We start from the raw sequence: 12,886 nt of genomic DNA, 5'->3' as shown, positions 1-12,886 counted from the left end.
GGGGCAGCCTCACGCGTTTCGGGGGCCTTGCCGCAGGGGTAATGTTGCCGGAGACGGCGGCTTCGCCGCAAATGTCTGTTCCGGCGATACGAAAAGCGACCTGCCGGGGATCCGGCAGGCCACGTTTCGCGAGACGGGCCGTCAGCCCTTTGCAGTCGAGATCGTATGTTCCGCCATCGCCGCCCAGTCGCGCGCGGCGTAGCCGGCATCGACAGTCTCGCCCATGCGCGCGTAGACCGCGTCGAGCATCGGCAACTGGCCTTGCGTGCCCGTCGCCGTCTCGGCCGCCAGTTCCTTCGCCAGCCTCAAGTCCTTGAGGCCCAGAACCGCCTTGAAGCCCGGCTCGTAGACGCTCTCGGCGATGGCGCCCGAATAGTTCTGGTAGATGCGGCAGCCGAACAGCGTGCCCAGCATGAGTTCGAAGAAGTCCTCACGCGGGATGCCGAGGCCCTCGGTCAGGACCACTGCCTCGGCCATGCCCTCGATGGCCATGGTGATCATCATGTTGCAGGCGATCTTGGCGGCATTCGCGCGCGCGGCGTCCTCGCCCATGTCCCAGACTTTGCCGGCAATCGCCGCGAAGACCGGATCGAGCGCCGCGCGGTATGCTGAAGGTCCGCCCAGAATCACGTTGAGCTGGCCTGCCGCCGCCACATCGGGGCGTCCGAGCACCGGGGCCGAAAGATAGCCCACGCCCGCCGCCTCGTGGCGTTCCACCAGTTCGCGGGCGAAGGCGACCGAAATCGTGGAGCAGACGAGATGCGTGACGCTCTTCGGCGCACTGTCCAGCACGCCGCTGTCCAGCAGCACGTCGCGGATCGCGCCGTCTTCGGAGAGCATGGTCAGCACCACGTCGCCCGCGAAAGCCTCGGCCGGGGTGGCGACCATTTCCACACCCTCGACCGCGCCGCCCGAGCGGTTCCACGCGCGCACGCGGTGCCCGGCCTTCGCCAGGTTGTGTGCCATCGCGCTGCCCATCGCGCCGAGACCGATGAATCCGATGTCCATTTGAAAAGTCCTTGTTCGGGGGGAGTAAGTGTTCGGGAATTATGTGCCGGACTGGCGTGCGAAGGGCCGGACCGCCCTCAAGGCGATCCGGCCCCCGTAAAACCTGCCGTCAGGCCGGGCGGCTTACGCCGGGTAGGTCCAAGCCGTGCCGCGGGCGAAGTTCTCGCTGGCGAAGTCCCAGTTGATCAGGTTCTCAAGCACTGCCTTCACATAAGCCGGGCGCTTGTTCATCTGGTCGATGTAGTAGGCATGCTCCCACACGTCGATGGTGAGCAGCGGAACCGCCGCGGTGGTGATCGGGCAGCCGGCGTCGTGGGTCGAGATGACCTTGAGCGCGCCACCTTCGACCACGAGCCAGGCCCAGCCCGAAGCGAAGTGGTTGACCGCTTCGTTCGAGAGCGCTTCGAGCAGCGCGTCGACCGAACCGAAATCCTTGGTGATGGCAGCGGCCAGCGCTTCGCTCGGCGCGGTCTTGCTGGGGCTCATCGAGTGCCAGTAGAAACCGTGGTTCCAGATCTGCGCGGCGTTGTTGAACATCGGGCCCGATGCCGACTTGGTGATTTCTTCCACCGACTTGCCGGCGTTGGGCGTGCCTTCGATCGCGGCGTTCAGCTTGTCCACGTACGTCTTGTGGTGTGCGCCGTGGTGGATCTCAAGCGTCTTGGCCGAGATGTGCGGTTCGAGCGCATCCTGCGCGTAGGGCAGCGGCATCAGGGCAATGGTCATGGCTGTCTTCCTGTTTCGGGTTATCAAGAACGTGGACTTCGAAGCGCCTGGACGTACCGCGCGTTCCGGGGACCGGCGGCAACGCATCGAGAAGGTCGGTGGGCTATGTCTGTCTTATTGCCAGACACTTCAAGCCCGGATTGGTCAAGCCCCGGCAGTGAAGCACATTTTGTCGACATTTCGAAGACAAGGCCTTCATTGCCAACATTAAGAACGCGCAAGGGACGGCGGACATGCCGCCATCCCTCACGCTGCCGTCCCCGAAACTGAATGTCCGGCAGGGGCCGGATGTCAGTGCGGGTTCTGCGCAGCCTGCTCGTCGGCCTTCTGGTCGAGCGCGGCGGCCGTGGCCTTGCCCTCATGTTCGACCGCTTCGGCCTTCTGGTCCATGGCGTCGGCAGCAGCGCCGGTCATCTGGTCGGCCTGGTCGTGCATGGCATCGGCCGCGTTGTCCGAGGCCTGCTCGACTGCATCGGCCTGCTTCTCCGTGGCATCGTCGGCATGGCTGTTGCACGCGGCAAGGCCCAGCGAGGCGGCGGCGACTGCGGCGGCAAGGCCGAGGCGCGAGCCCGAGCGGATGATGGTGATCGAGGTCATGGTCTTGGCATCCTTTCCCATTTTCTGGTGTCTACTCCGGGGGGCTTGGAGCCCCCCGGTCGCCGTCATGCTCAGCGGATCGAGCCGCGGCGGAACAGGTTGACGATCGCCAGCAGGATCACCGCGCCCAGGAACGAGGCGAACAGCGACAGAATATCGAAGTTACCGCTGGTGATCGGCGCCCCGCCGATCAGCGGCGTCACGAGGAAGCCCGCGATCAGCGCACCGACGACGCCGACGACGATGTTGAGGAAAATCCCCTGCTGCGCATCGGTGCGCATCAGGATCGAAGCGAGCCAGCCGATGACGCCACCGACCACGAGGATAAGAAGAAGTGTCATTGTCAGATCTCCGTAATGGGTCGAAGTACCAACATAACGGGCCGCTACGATGCGAGTTCCTGCGCGGCAGCAACATTTCGTCGTATTCCAACCGACTTGGCCGCTTGGCGAATCGGGCGAAACCAATTGCTCCTGCAACTTGTTCCCATGAGCATGAAGCGATGGGACATCATTCGGGACGACCATTCGCGGAGCGCATTGGCGGCGCTGGCCTCGGCGATTGTCGTGGCGACAGGGTTCGCGGCGCTGGTGCTGGGGCTCGATCTGCGCCAGCCGCCTCCGGGCCCGCGCCTCGCGCTGGTGGCGATTCTGCCAGCGCGCGAAGTGGTGCCGCCTCCCCCGCCGCCGCCGCCACCTCCTTCAATGCCCCGCCCGAAGCATGATGCGGCCAGCCGCGCACCTGCCGCCGAGGGACGCAAGGCGCCGCCGCTCGCCATTCCGCTGCCGCCGCTGGTGCTGGCCTCCCCCCTCCCGGTACCGATGGCAGGCACCGGCACGGGCGATGCGGGTTCCGGAACCGGCGCGGGCGGAAATGGCAACGGAACGGGCGGCGGCGGAAATGGCGGGAGCGGGAGCGGGAGCGGCGGAAATCTCAATTCCGGCGTCGCCATGCTGCCGCGCCAGACTGCCGGCCGGATGCTCTATTCCGACTTGCCTGAGGATCTGCGCAAGGCGCGCGCGGGCGGCGAACTCACGGTGCGCTACCGCATCGGCACCGACGGACTGGTCAGCGGCTGCGTGGTGCTCGCCTCCAGCGGGCGGCCCGATCTCGATGCCGCCACTTGCGACCACATCACCCGCCGCTTCCGCTTTCGCCCGGCACGCGATGCATCCGGACAAGCCGTGCCTTTCGTCATGACCGAGACTCATGGCTGGGATAATTCCGCAGGCACCGAGTGAGGGCCCCCGTGACCTTGCGCCGCAGGGGCGCTAGGAAGCCGCCCAAGAACCGTATTTTGAGAGGAGCACCCATGCCGACGATCGACGCAACCCACGCGCCCACTCTGCGCTCCTGGGTCGAAAGCGCCAATGGGCACCGGGACTTTCCGATCCAGAACCTGCCGCTCGGGATGTTTTCGCGCGGGGATGAGCGGCCGCGTGGCGGTATCGCCATCGGCGACATGATCCTCGACCTTGCGGCGCTCGCGGGCTCGGGCCTGGTCGAAGGTGCCGCGCTCGACGCCGCCCGCGCGGCCTCGGCCGACAGTCTCAACCCCTTGCTGGCACTGGGCGCGGGCCCGCGCGCCGCGCTGCGCCGCCGGGTCTCGGCACTGCTGACCGAAGGCGGGGCCGAGCAAGCCGGTGCCGGCCGCTCCGAAGTCGAGCCGCTGCTGGTGCCGATGGCCGAAGCCACGCTCCACTTGCCCGCACGGATCGGGGACTACACCGACTTCTACGTGGGCATCCACCATGCCACCAATATCGGCACGCTGTTCCGGCCCGATAATCCGCTGCTGCCCAACTACAAGCACGTCCCCATCGGCTACCACGGCCGCGCTTCCACCGTGCGCCCCAGCGGCGCGCCGGTGATCCGCCCGCAGGGCCAGACCAAGGCGCCCGATGCCGAGGCGCCCTCTTTCGGCCCGATCAAGCGGCTCGATTACGAGCTGGAACTGGGCGTGTGGATGGGCACCGGCAACGCGCTGGGCCAGCCGATCCCCATCGGCGAGGCGCTGGACCATGTTGCCGGGCTGACGCTGCTCAACGACTGGTCGGCGCGCGACGTGCAGGCATGGGAATATCAGCCGCTCGGCCCGTTCCTCTCCAAGAACTTCCTCACCACGGTCTCGCCCTGGCTGGTGACGATGGAAGCGCTGGCGCCGTTCCGGATTGCCCAGCCACCGCGTCCGGAGGGCGATCCCCAACCCCTGCCCTATCTGTGGGACGAGGCCGATCAGGCTGGCGGCGCGCTGTCGCTGGAGCTGGAAGTCTTCCTCTCCACCGCGAAAATGCGCGCGGCGGGCATCGCGCCGGTCCGGCTCAGCCATGGCCCGGCCGCGAACATGTACTGGACGGTGGCGCAGATGGTCGCCCACCATGCCTCCAACGGCTGCGAGATGAACACCGGAGACCTGCTGGGCACCGGCACCATCTCGGGCCCCGACGACGGCACGCAGGGCAGCCTGATGGAGATCACCCGCTCGGGCCGTCAGCCGATCACTTTGCCCACCGGCGAGACGCGCACGTTCCTTGAGGACGGCGACGAACTGGCATTGGCAGGCCGCTTCGTGGCCGACGGCGCGGTGTCGATCGGCTTCGGCGGCTGCACGGGCACAGTGCAGGGATAGAGCGCGCTATTCCTTGAGCCACCCCTGCGCGCGGTACCACTCGGCGGTCGCGCGCAGGCCGTCGGTGGTGGCAATGCGCGGCTCCCAGATTGCGGGCGGAACACGTCCGGCGGCGCCCACCACCCAGTCCGGGTGGCTGAAATAGGCGGCGCGGTCCTGCGTCATCTTGGCATTGGCGCCGCGCAGGAAATTGTCCCCCTTCGCCGCCATCATCAGCGCCCGCGGCGAAAGGCCCAGCACGCGCACGCGGCGGCCCACCGCGAAGCCGATCGCCCGCGCCATCTCTTCGTGAGACCAGCCTTCGGTCCGGCCGTCGTCGGGTTCGAAGATGCGCCCGGTCACCGGCTCGCCGCCGGGAACCAGCGCCACCAGCAGCCGCGCGAGATCCTCGACATGGATCATCGAGGCCCGCCCCTGCTTCGGCACCGGAACCACGCCCCAGCGGGCAGAACGGAACAGCTCGAACATTTCCTTGTCGCGCGGGCCGTAGATCGCCGGAGGACGCACGATGGTCCACTCGAGCGGGCTGGCCATGACCAGCTTCTCCGCCCGCGCCTTGGACGCGCCATAGGCCGAAAGCTGCGGCTCGCGCGCCGAAAGCGAAGAGACATGGATGAACCGGGCGATGCCCTTGATCACTGCCGTCTCGATCAGGTTGAGCGTGCCTGTAACATTGCCCGCCTCGAACCCGGCGGCATCGGGCGCGTTGACGACGCCCGCCACATGCACCACCGCCTCGGCCCCGCGCGTGAGCAGGGAGAGCGACGCGGTATCGCGCAGTTCGCCGCGTACCCAGGTAACGTGGGGATCGAGCAAGGGATTCGCGGGCTGCTCGCGCCGGGTCAGCGCGCGCACGTGATAGCCCGCCCGCACCGCCTCTTCGAGCACGGACTGGCCGACGAAGCCGGTGGCGCCGGTTAGCGCGATGACGGGACGATCGCTCTGGTTCATGGTCTTTGCACGGCTCATGCCTTTTCCGGTCGCGCCTTCAGCACCATCTGGTCGCGGTGGACGACCGAGGAGCGCGGCGCGTAGCCGAGCACGGCGGCCTGATCGCTGGAATGCAGGCCCTGGATCGCCGCGCATTCACCGGCGGCATATTCGGAAAGCCCATGGGCGATGACGTGGCCCGCAGCATCCGCCACTGCGACCGCGTCGCCGCGCTCGAAAGTGCCGTCCACACCGGTAACGCCCTTGGCGAGCAGGCTGGAGCCGCGCAGCAGGGCAGCAGCGGCGCCGTCGTCGACGCGGATCGTGCCGGTCAGCCGCAGTCGTCCGCCCAGCCACGCCTTGCGCGCGCCGGATTTGCCGCGCGGCAGGAACAGCGTGCCGATCCCATCCGCGACGATGCGGCGGATCGGGCTCTCGTACTGGCCATTGCCGATCACCATGGCGATCCCGGCCAGTTCGGCGATTTCGGCCGCCTGAAGCTTGGAGATCATGCCGCCCGAGCCCATGCCCGAATTCGATTCGGCGCTGGCCATGGCGCGCACCTCGGCGGTGACGCCTTCGACCACCGGGATCATCGCCGCGCCGGGTTCCTTCGGGTGGCGGTCGTAGAGGCCGTCGATATCGGAGAGCAGCAGCACGGCGCTTGCCTGCGCGGCCTGCGCCACGCGGGCGGCAAGACGGTCGTTGTCGCCAAAGCGAATCTCTTCGGTCGCCACCGAATCGTTCTCGTTGATCACCGGAACCGCGCCCGCATCCAGCAGGCGGCCGAGCGTGGCGGTGACATTGAGATAGCGGCGGCGTTCCTCAAGGTCCTCCAGCGTCAGCAGCATCTGCGCGGCGGTGAGGCCATGCATGCCCAGCAATTCGGCCCAGAGGCCCGACAGTGCGATCTGGCCGACTGCGGCACTCGCCTGCGCATCGGCCAGCGAGCCGCGCCCGCCCTTGTCCAGCCCCAGCGTGGCGGCGCCCAGCGCGATCGCGCCCGAGGAGACGACGATCACCTGCTGCCCGCGCGCACGCGCCTCGGCGATTTCGGCGACCAGCGCGGTCAGCCATGCGCGGCGGACACCCTCAGCGCCGACAAGCAAGGCCGAGCCCACCTTGACGACAAGGCGGGGGCAGAGCTTCGGATCGAAAAGTTCAGGAAGACGGGCGATGGACATGTGCCGCCAGCCTCTAGGTGAAATGCCGCGCGCTGAAAAGCGCCCGCTTGCGAAACAATCGGCACCCTGTCCCGCTGCCGCAACGCCGGAAGGTGGCGCGTGGCTGCGGCGGGATCAGTTCAGTGCGGCACGGCGTGCCTGCCGGGCGCGGAACATCTCGTGTCCGCTCACCAGCAGGATACCGGCAATGACCATCAGCGCTCCGGCGATGAAGGCCGGTTCGAGTCGCTCGCCCAGCAGCGCCACGCCGAACGCGACGCCGAACAGAGGCGTCATGAACGACAGCACGCCAAGGCGGGAGGCCAGATAGACCCGCAGCATCCCGAACCAGACGAGCAGGCTAACCAGCGAAACGCCGATGGTCTGGAAGGCAAAACTGAGACCCAGCAGCGGCGTGACGGTCACTTGCGTCTGCCCGGTCGCCAGCGCCAGCAGGCCCAGCAGCACGAAGGCGCCCAGCAACTGGTACAGCGTGGTGACCGTACTCGGCGCGTGGGAAAGGCGGGAGAAGCGCAGCGTCAGCGTCGTCGCGCCCCACGACGCACCGGCGCCGATGCCCATGAGGTCGCCAATCCACGCCGAATCATGTCCCGGACCATCGTGGACACCGCCCAGGAACGAGACCGCGACACCGGCAAAGGCCGTGACGATCCCCAGCCATTGCAACGGGCTCAGCCGCTCCTCGGGCAAACGGAAATGGAGCCCGAGCGCCGTGAAGATCGGCGCGGTATAAAGGAAGATCCCCATGTGCGAGGCGCTGGTGAACCGCAGCCCCTCCCCCATGAACAAGTATTCGAGCGCGAACAGCGCGCCGATGGCCAGCCCCGGTTTCCAGGTGCCGCCGCGCAGCGCATGGCCCTCGCCACGCACGAAGACGAGCGCCGCGATCACCACCGCAGCAAGGCCGGAACGCAGCGAGATTTGCAGCACCGGCGCCATGTCCGGCGCAGCCGCCTTGAGCGCCGTCTGCTGCATTCCCCAGATCGCGCAGAGGCCAACCATCATCAGAGCCGCGCGCCCGTCCACGGGCCTGCGCTGGTTCACGTTCGAATCCATCATGGCCGACGCCTTAATGGCTCCCCGGTTCGCGAGAAAGCACCATCAGTTCGTCAGGCGCTCGGATCTGTAGAAACGATTCAGATCGCCCGGCCTGGCCAGAACCGCCATCGGCAGCGCAATATCGGCCAGCAGTTCGCGGTAGCGCCTGCGATTGCGCGGCGTGACCACGGCGATGTGATGAAGCATCTGCCATTTCACGCTGTCCCTGCCCCCTGCCAGCCCGCCGATGCGGTCACGCTCGAACCAGCAACGGCGAACATAACGCCACAGACTGGTCGGCGTGGACGTTTCGAGCAGGATCATCCCCGTGGCACGCGCAGGGCGTTGCGGCAGGCAGCGGGAATAATTGCCTTCGATTACCCAGCGCTCACCCGTAATCGCGGCGTCGTGCAAGGCCGCGAATTCTACGTAAGGCCGCGGGACCCAGTCGCTCTGCGGTTTATGGTGTAACTGATCGAGATGGATCGCCGGAAGCCCTCGCGAGGCTTCTATGGCCGCCGCCAGCGTGGGCTTGCCACTGCCCGACGGCCCCATGATGCAGATGCGCGGCCCCAGATCGTCAAGCGAAACAGCCGCGCTCTTGCATGTCAGATCGGCGACCACGGCTTGTCGTCAGCCTCTTCACGCTCGCCGTCGGGACGTTCGGTGACGGTTGCGGCGGGAAGGTAGTCGATCACCGCGTCGAGCAGCTTAGACATGCCCTTGCCGGTCGCGCCGGAGATCGGGAACACCTCGTCGGCACCGGCCTTGAGCAGTTCCTTGGCGTATTCCTCCGCCAGCGCGTCGTCGACGAGGTCGATCTTGTTGAGCGCGACAAGGCGCGGCTTGTCCTCAAGCTCGCCGCCATAGGCTTCAAGCTCTTCCTCGACGATGCGCATCGCCTCGACCGGGTCGGTGTTCGAGATGTCGATCAGGTGGACGAGCACGCGGCAGCGCTCGATATGGCCCAGGAAACGGTCGCCGATGCCCGCACCGTCGGCGGCGCCGGCGATCAGGCCCGGGATGTCGGCCAGCACGAACTCGCGGTTCTTGTGCATGACGACGCCCAACTGCGGACGCAGCGTGGTGAAGGCATAGTCGCCCACCTTGGCCTTCGCGTTCGAGAGCTTGTTGATGAAAGTGGACTTGCCCGCGTTCGGCATGCCGACAAGGCCGACGTCGGCCAGCAGCTTCAGCCGCAGCCATACCCACTGCTCCTGCGCCGGAATGCCGGGCTGGTGCTGGCGCGGGGCGCGGTTGGTGGAAGTCTTGTAGCTGGCGTTGCCGCGCCCGCCCATGCCGCCTTCGAGCAGCGTCACGCGCTGGCCCGCTTCGGTAAGGTCGGCCAGAACGGTCTCGCGATCTTCGTCGTCGACGATCTGCGTACCCACCGGCACCTTGATGACAAGGTCCTTGCCCGCCGCGCCATTGCGGTTCTTGCCCATGCCATGGCCGCCGCGCGGGGCCTTGAAGTGCTGGGTGTAGCGGAAGTCGATCAGCGTGTTGAGGCCGGCGACGGCCTCAAAGATGATGTCGGCGCCCTTGCCGCCATTGCCGCCGTCGGGGCCGCCGTATTCCACGTACTTTTCGCGACGGAACGAGACCGCGCCGGGGCCACCGCCGCCTGAACGGATGTAGATTTTCGCCTGGTCAAGAAAGTGCATGGGTACGGTCCAGCGGGTTCAAAGACGGCCATGGGCGATCGAACGCCTCAACGCCAGATAAACAAAAAACCCGACCTTGTCGCGCATCCGCGCCTCGGGCCGGGGTAGAACCGGTTCATCCGGCTCAGATCAGATTTGAGCGAACTGGTGGAGCCGAGGGGGATCGAACCCCTGACCTCGTCATTGCGAACGACGCGCTCTCCCAGCTGAGCTACGGCCCCGTTCCAGTTCTGCCCCGAAGCGACGCAGCGCACCGGGAGCGCCCCCTTAGCGAAGAGATCCGCGCGTTGAAAGAGCAAAAATCGCAGGCCGGGAATTTTCGCGCCGCCAGAACGGCTTGCAAGACCGCCCTCCCTGCACCACCGGAAACGAACAAGCCGCCAGCCCGCATTACACGGGGCTGGCGGCTCGCACTATCACGGCACTATTGCGCCGATAGATTACTGGGCAAACGCCTGCTGCTGCGACTTGTTGGCCGGAACCGACGCCACCGGAGTGGTCGGCACCGGTGCCGCCAGCTGCGGAGCGGCCGAACCCGCGCCGTAACGGGATTCCCATGCAGCCAGATCGGCGCGATACTGATCGTAGCTGTTGAAGAACTCCATGTACGGAGCCTCCGCCTTGGCAAGGTCAGCCGCCGCAACGCTGTCCAGCTGGTTCGCCGGAACCGTCTGAAGCTCGGCAGCAAGACCGATCATGGTGTTGCAAAGCGCCGGCACGACCGGCGGCAGCGCGAAGAAGTTGTAGACCTGCGTCTGATAAGTCTCGCGCGTCTTGGCGCCCATTTTCGCGCCGTAACGGGTCACGTATTCCTTATCGAGCGCCTTGTTCGTCGCCGTCAGCGACTTGGCATGGCGAATCAGGAAATCCTTGTATCCCGCCAGGATCGGCCCGTGATCAGGCCCCATGCAGTTGAGCGCCGCCACGTTGTAGGCCGAACGCAGGTTCCACAGCGCCTGCGCGGGCGAGATGCCCGAATTGACCGTCGCGCGCATGCCGTTCGCGGCAAGCGCCGGGATCGGCATGTTGTTCTGTGCGCCTGCCGGCGGCATCGGCCGCGGCGGAATCACGACGGCCTGCGGCGGCGGCGGCGGCGCAACGGCCACCTTTTGCGGCCCACAGCCCGACAATGCGACGGCCAGAGAACCTGCCGTCAGCGAAAGGCCCCATGCCAGGCCGCGTTTGCTCAGGTTTACCACCCCGTTCACTCCAATGTCCTCGATCTTTATTAACTACCGTGCCGCGCCGCTAAAGAAAATGCCCGGTGCGACGAATCGAACCGGGCATGACAACAGCCATATGCAGAAAACGGTGGATTACCTGCGGTCGCCCAGGAAGCTCAGCAGGAACTGGAACATGTTGATGAAGTCCAGATAGAGGCGCAGCGCGCCCATCACCACCGCCTTGCCGACGAACTCGGTGCCGCGCAGGCTGTAGTACTGGTTCTTCAGCATCTGCGTATCGTAGGCCGTGAGGCCCGCGAAAATCAGCACGCCGAGGATCGAGATGCCAAGCTGCAGCGCGGTCGAATGCACGAAGATGCCGATCAGCATCGCGATCAGGATGCCGAACAGGCCCATGATCAGGAACGTGCCGAAGCCCGACAGGTCCTTCTTCGTGGTATAACCCACCAGGCTGAGGCCTGCGAAAGCCGCCGCCGTCGCGAAGAACGTCGTTGCGATCGAGGTTGCCGTGAAGACCATGAAGATGGTCGACATCGACAGGCCCATGACCAGACAGAAGCCCCAGTAGAGCATCTGCAACGTCGAAGTCTGCATGCGCTGCGCGCCGAAGCTCATCGCCATCACGAAGCCCATGGGCGCCAGCATGACCAGCCACTTCAGCGGCGAGAACATCATCTGCTCGGCATAGCCGGAACTTGCGAAGCCCAGAGCCACGATGCCCGAGAGCAACACGCCCGAGGCCATGTAGTTATAGATCGACAGCATGTAGCGACGCAGGCCGGTATCATACGCGACCTTGCCGCCTGTCCTGCCGTCAAGGCTCGGAGACGCACCGAAGCCCGTACGGGGCTGGGGGTCGTTCCAATTCGCCATGTCACACTCCCTTAGACGGGTACTCCGCCAAACGCGGAAACCCGGACAAGGCGAATATCGCCTCCGCCCGCCTTCATTTCAAGGAAAACCGGCTGTCCCACTATGTGTCAAAGTGTAAACAGACGCCGACGCCGCCTCGAAAATCCGGTCAGGTCCGAATTTCATGGTCTGCATCGGCCCTGTTTCCGGCCCGATCGAAGGCCGCCTTATCCCTGACGGGCTTCGGCAGCCATCTCGGCATTGCGGTCGTTGGAGGCCTGCATAGTGGCCGCGATCAGCTTCATCATGGCAGCATCGGCATCGAGCACATTCAGGCCCGCGCGGGTCGAACCGCCGGGGCTTGCCACCTTGTCGGCCAGTTCGCCCGGCGAAAACGGCGAAGAGGCTGCCAGTTGCGCGGCACCCTCGACCATGGCCACGGCAAGGCGCCGGGCCTGGGAGGCTTCGATTCCCAGCGCCACGCCGCCCGAGGCCAGCGCATCGATGAAGCGGTAGACGAATGCCGGGCCGCAGCCGGTCAGCGCAGTGACGGCACTGAACTGGCTTTCGTCATCAAGCCACTCGGGCGTGCCCAGCGGCTCCATCAGCGCGGTCACCATCGCCCGGCCGATCTCGTCAAGTCCGCGCGAATCGAGCGCGACCGGCGCCTTGCCGATGGCCACGGCGAGATTCGGCATGATGCGCAGGATCGCACCGGCATCGGGGAAGCGCGCGGCAAGGCTGTCGAATTCGACACCGGCGAGAATCGAGAACAGCACCGTCTCGGCGCCCACCAGCGGCGCGATGGCCGGAGCGGCGGCATCCAGCCCTTGCGGCTTGATGCCGAGCATGACGGCATCGAAACGTCCTTCCGCCGGAAGATCCTTCAGCAGGGTCACGCCTTCAGGCACTTCGGCGCGATTGGGGTCCACCACCGTGAAGCGGGACGCGGGGATACCGCTCTTCAGCCAGCCTTCGAGCATGGCGCCGGCCATATTGCCGCAGCCGACGAGCAGAATGTTCTGAAAGCGGTCCATATCATTTCCTTGGATCATGGCGCGGGATCGCCGCCCC

General features: G+C 66.3%; 14 protein-coding genes and 1 tRNA gene. 2 read left to right on the top strand and 13 right to left on the bottom strand.

Features of this window, described 5'->3' with window-relative positions; translation table 11 throughout:
• Positions 1 to 141: 141 nt before the first annotated feature.
• The 4 genes from AC1VVK_RS14565 to AC1VVK_RS14550 all read right to left on the bottom strand — a co-directional run bounded on the left by AC1VVK_RS14565 (position 142) and on the right by AC1VVK_RS14550 (position 2,672).
• On the bottom strand, positions 142 to 1,008 hold the full coding sequence (locus AC1VVK_RS14565; RefSeq protein WP_132389390.1) for an NAD(P)-dependent oxidoreductase: 867 nt from the start codon (positions 1,006 to 1,008) through the stop codon (positions 142 to 144).
• 123 nt (positions 1,009 to 1,131) lie between these two features.
• A complete protein-coding gene (locus AC1VVK_RS14560; RefSeq protein WP_482903524.1) occupies positions 1,132 to 1,734 on the bottom strand; it encodes a superoxide dismutase in 603 nt (200 codons plus the stop codon).
• 291 nt (positions 1,735 to 2,025) lie between these two features.
• Entirely contained in the window at positions 2,026 to 2,331 is a 306-nt protein-coding gene (locus tag AC1VVK_RS14555; RefSeq protein WP_132389622.1) for a hypothetical protein, read from the bottom strand.
• Between the two features lie 71 nt (positions 2,332 to 2,402).
• Positions 2,403 to 2,672 (bottom strand): GlsB/YeaQ/YmgE family stress response membrane protein, encoded by a 270-nt coding sequence (locus AC1VVK_RS14550; RefSeq protein ID WP_132389386.1) that lies wholly within the window; start codon positions 2,670 to 2,672, stop codon positions 2,403 to 2,405.
• 147 nt (positions 2,673 to 2,819) lie between these two features.
• Here AC1VVK_RS14550 and AC1VVK_RS14545 point away from each other — a divergent pair, with 147 nt between their 5' ends.
• A complete protein-coding gene (locus AC1VVK_RS14545) occupies positions 2,820 to 3,572 on the top strand; it encodes an energy transducer TonB (RefSeq protein ID WP_482903523.1) in 753 nt (250 codons plus the stop codon).
• Between the two features lie 71 nt (positions 3,573 to 3,643).
• Positions 3,644 to 4,960 (top strand): fumarylacetoacetase, encoded by a 1,317-nt coding sequence (gene fahA / locus AC1VVK_RS14540; protein ID WP_482903522.1) that lies wholly within the window; start codon positions 3,644 to 3,646, stop codon positions 4,958 to 4,960.
• A gap of 6 nt (positions 4,961 to 4,966) precedes the next feature.
• Here the strand turns inward: fahA and AC1VVK_RS14535 are convergent, their stop codons facing one another.
• The 9 genes from AC1VVK_RS14535 to AC1VVK_RS14495 form a co-directional block, all read right to left on the bottom strand.
• On the bottom strand, positions 4,967 to 5,929 hold the full coding sequence (locus tag AC1VVK_RS14535) for an NAD-dependent epimerase/dehydratase family protein (RefSeq protein WP_482903521.1): 963 nt from the start codon (positions 5,927 to 5,929) through the stop codon (positions 4,967 to 4,969).
• Positions 5,926 to 7,074, bottom strand: coding sequence for a glutamate 5-kinase (proB, locus tag AC1VVK_RS14530; RefSeq protein ID WP_482903520.1), 1,149 nt, complete (start codon positions 7,072 to 7,074; stop codon positions 5,926 to 5,928). The genes AC1VVK_RS14535 and proB overlap by 4 nt, the downstream gene beginning before the upstream one ends.
• A gap of 114 nt (positions 7,075 to 7,188) precedes the next feature.
• Positions 7,189 to 8,133, bottom strand: coding sequence for a DMT family transporter (locus AC1VVK_RS14525; RefSeq protein WP_482903519.1), 945 nt, complete (start codon positions 8,131 to 8,133; stop codon positions 7,189 to 7,191).
• Between the two features lie 42 nt (positions 8,134 to 8,175).
• Positions 8,176 to 8,736: a P-loop NTPase family protein gene (locus tag AC1VVK_RS14520; RefSeq protein WP_482903518.1), complete on the bottom strand. Its 561-nt coding sequence runs from the start codon at positions 8,734 to 8,736 to the stop codon at positions 8,176 to 8,178.
• A complete protein-coding gene (gene obgE, locus AC1VVK_RS14515) occupies positions 8,721 to 9,776 on the bottom strand; it encodes a GTPase ObgE (RefSeq protein ID WP_132389380.1) in 1,056 nt (351 codons plus the stop codon). Before obgE ends, AC1VVK_RS14520 begins: the two co-directional genes overlap by 16 nt.
• A gap of 145 nt (positions 9,777 to 9,921) precedes the next feature.
• Positions 9,922 to 9,997 (bottom strand) — tRNA-Ala (locus tag AC1VVK_RS14510).
• Between the two features lie 219 nt (positions 9,998 to 10,216).
• A complete protein-coding gene (locus tag AC1VVK_RS14505) occupies positions 10,217 to 10,984 on the bottom strand; it encodes a hypothetical protein (protein ID WP_132389378.1) in 768 nt (255 codons plus the stop codon).
• A gap of 108 nt (positions 10,985 to 11,092) precedes the next feature.
• Positions 11,093 to 11,833, bottom strand: a complete 741-nt coding sequence (locus tag AC1VVK_RS14500) for a Bax inhibitor-1/YccA family protein (RefSeq protein WP_132389376.1) — start codon at positions 11,831 to 11,833, stop codon at positions 11,093 to 11,095.
• Positions 11,834 to 12,039: 206 nt separating this feature from the next.
• Positions 12,040 to 12,849 (bottom strand): pyrroline-5-carboxylate reductase family protein, encoded by an 810-nt coding sequence (locus tag AC1VVK_RS14495; protein WP_482903517.1) that lies wholly within the window; start codon positions 12,847 to 12,849, stop codon positions 12,040 to 12,042.
• Positions 12,850 to 12,886 lie beyond the last annotated feature (37 nt).

The sequence above is a fragment of the Novosphingobium sp. BL-S-32 genome, from assembly GCF_056857055.1.
This window is presented reverse-complemented; position numbering and strand designations above follow the sequence as displayed.

What these genes read in the sequence shown, in the direction of transcription:
- AC1VVK_RS14565 (WP_132389390.1), bottom strand. Translation starts at nt 1,008, where the DNA reads ATGGACATCGGATTCATCGGTCTCGGCGCGATGGGCAGCGCGATGGCA.
- AC1VVK_RS14560 (WP_482903524.1), bottom strand. Translation starts at nt 1,734, where the DNA reads ATGACCATTGCCCTGATGCCGCTGCCCTACGCGCAGGATGCGCTCGAA.
- AC1VVK_RS14555 (WP_132389622.1), bottom strand. Translation starts at nt 2,331, where the DNA reads ATGACCTCGATCACCATCATCCGCTCGGGCTCGCGCCTCGGCCTTGCC.
- AC1VVK_RS14550 (WP_132389386.1), bottom strand. Translation starts at nt 2,672, where the DNA reads ATGACACTTCTTCTTATCCTCGTGGTCGGTGGCGTCATCGGCTGGCTC.
- AC1VVK_RS14545 (WP_482903523.1), top strand. Translation starts at nt 2,820, where the DNA reads ATGAGCATGAAGCGATGGGACATCATTCGGGACGACCATTCGCGGAGC.
- fahA (WP_482903522.1), top strand. Translation starts at nt 3,644, where the DNA reads ATGCCGACGATCGACGCAACCCACGCGCCCACTCTGCGCTCCTGGGTC.
- AC1VVK_RS14535 (WP_482903521.1), bottom strand. Translation starts at nt 5,929, where the DNA reads ATGAGCCGTGCAAAGACCATGAACCAGAGCGATCGTCCCGTCATCGCG.
- proB (WP_482903520.1), bottom strand. Translation starts at nt 7,074, where the DNA reads ATGTCCATCGCCCGTCTTCCTGAACTTTTCGATCCGAAGCTCTGCCCC.
- AC1VVK_RS14525 (WP_482903519.1), bottom strand. Translation starts at nt 8,133, where the DNA reads ATGATGGATTCGAACGTGAACCAGCGCAGGCCCGTGGACGGGCGCGCG.
- obgE (WP_132389380.1), bottom strand. Translation starts at nt 9,776, where the DNA reads ATGCACTTTCTTGACCAGGCGAAAATCTACATCCGTTCAGGCGGCGGT.
- AC1VVK_RS14500 (WP_132389376.1), bottom strand. Translation starts at nt 11,833, where the DNA reads ATGGCGAATTGGAACGACCCCCAGCCCCGTACGGGCTTCGGTGCGTCT.
- AC1VVK_RS14495 (WP_482903517.1), bottom strand. Translation starts at nt 12,849, where the DNA reads ATGGACCGCTTTCAGAACATTCTGCTCGTCGGCTGCGGCAATATGGCC.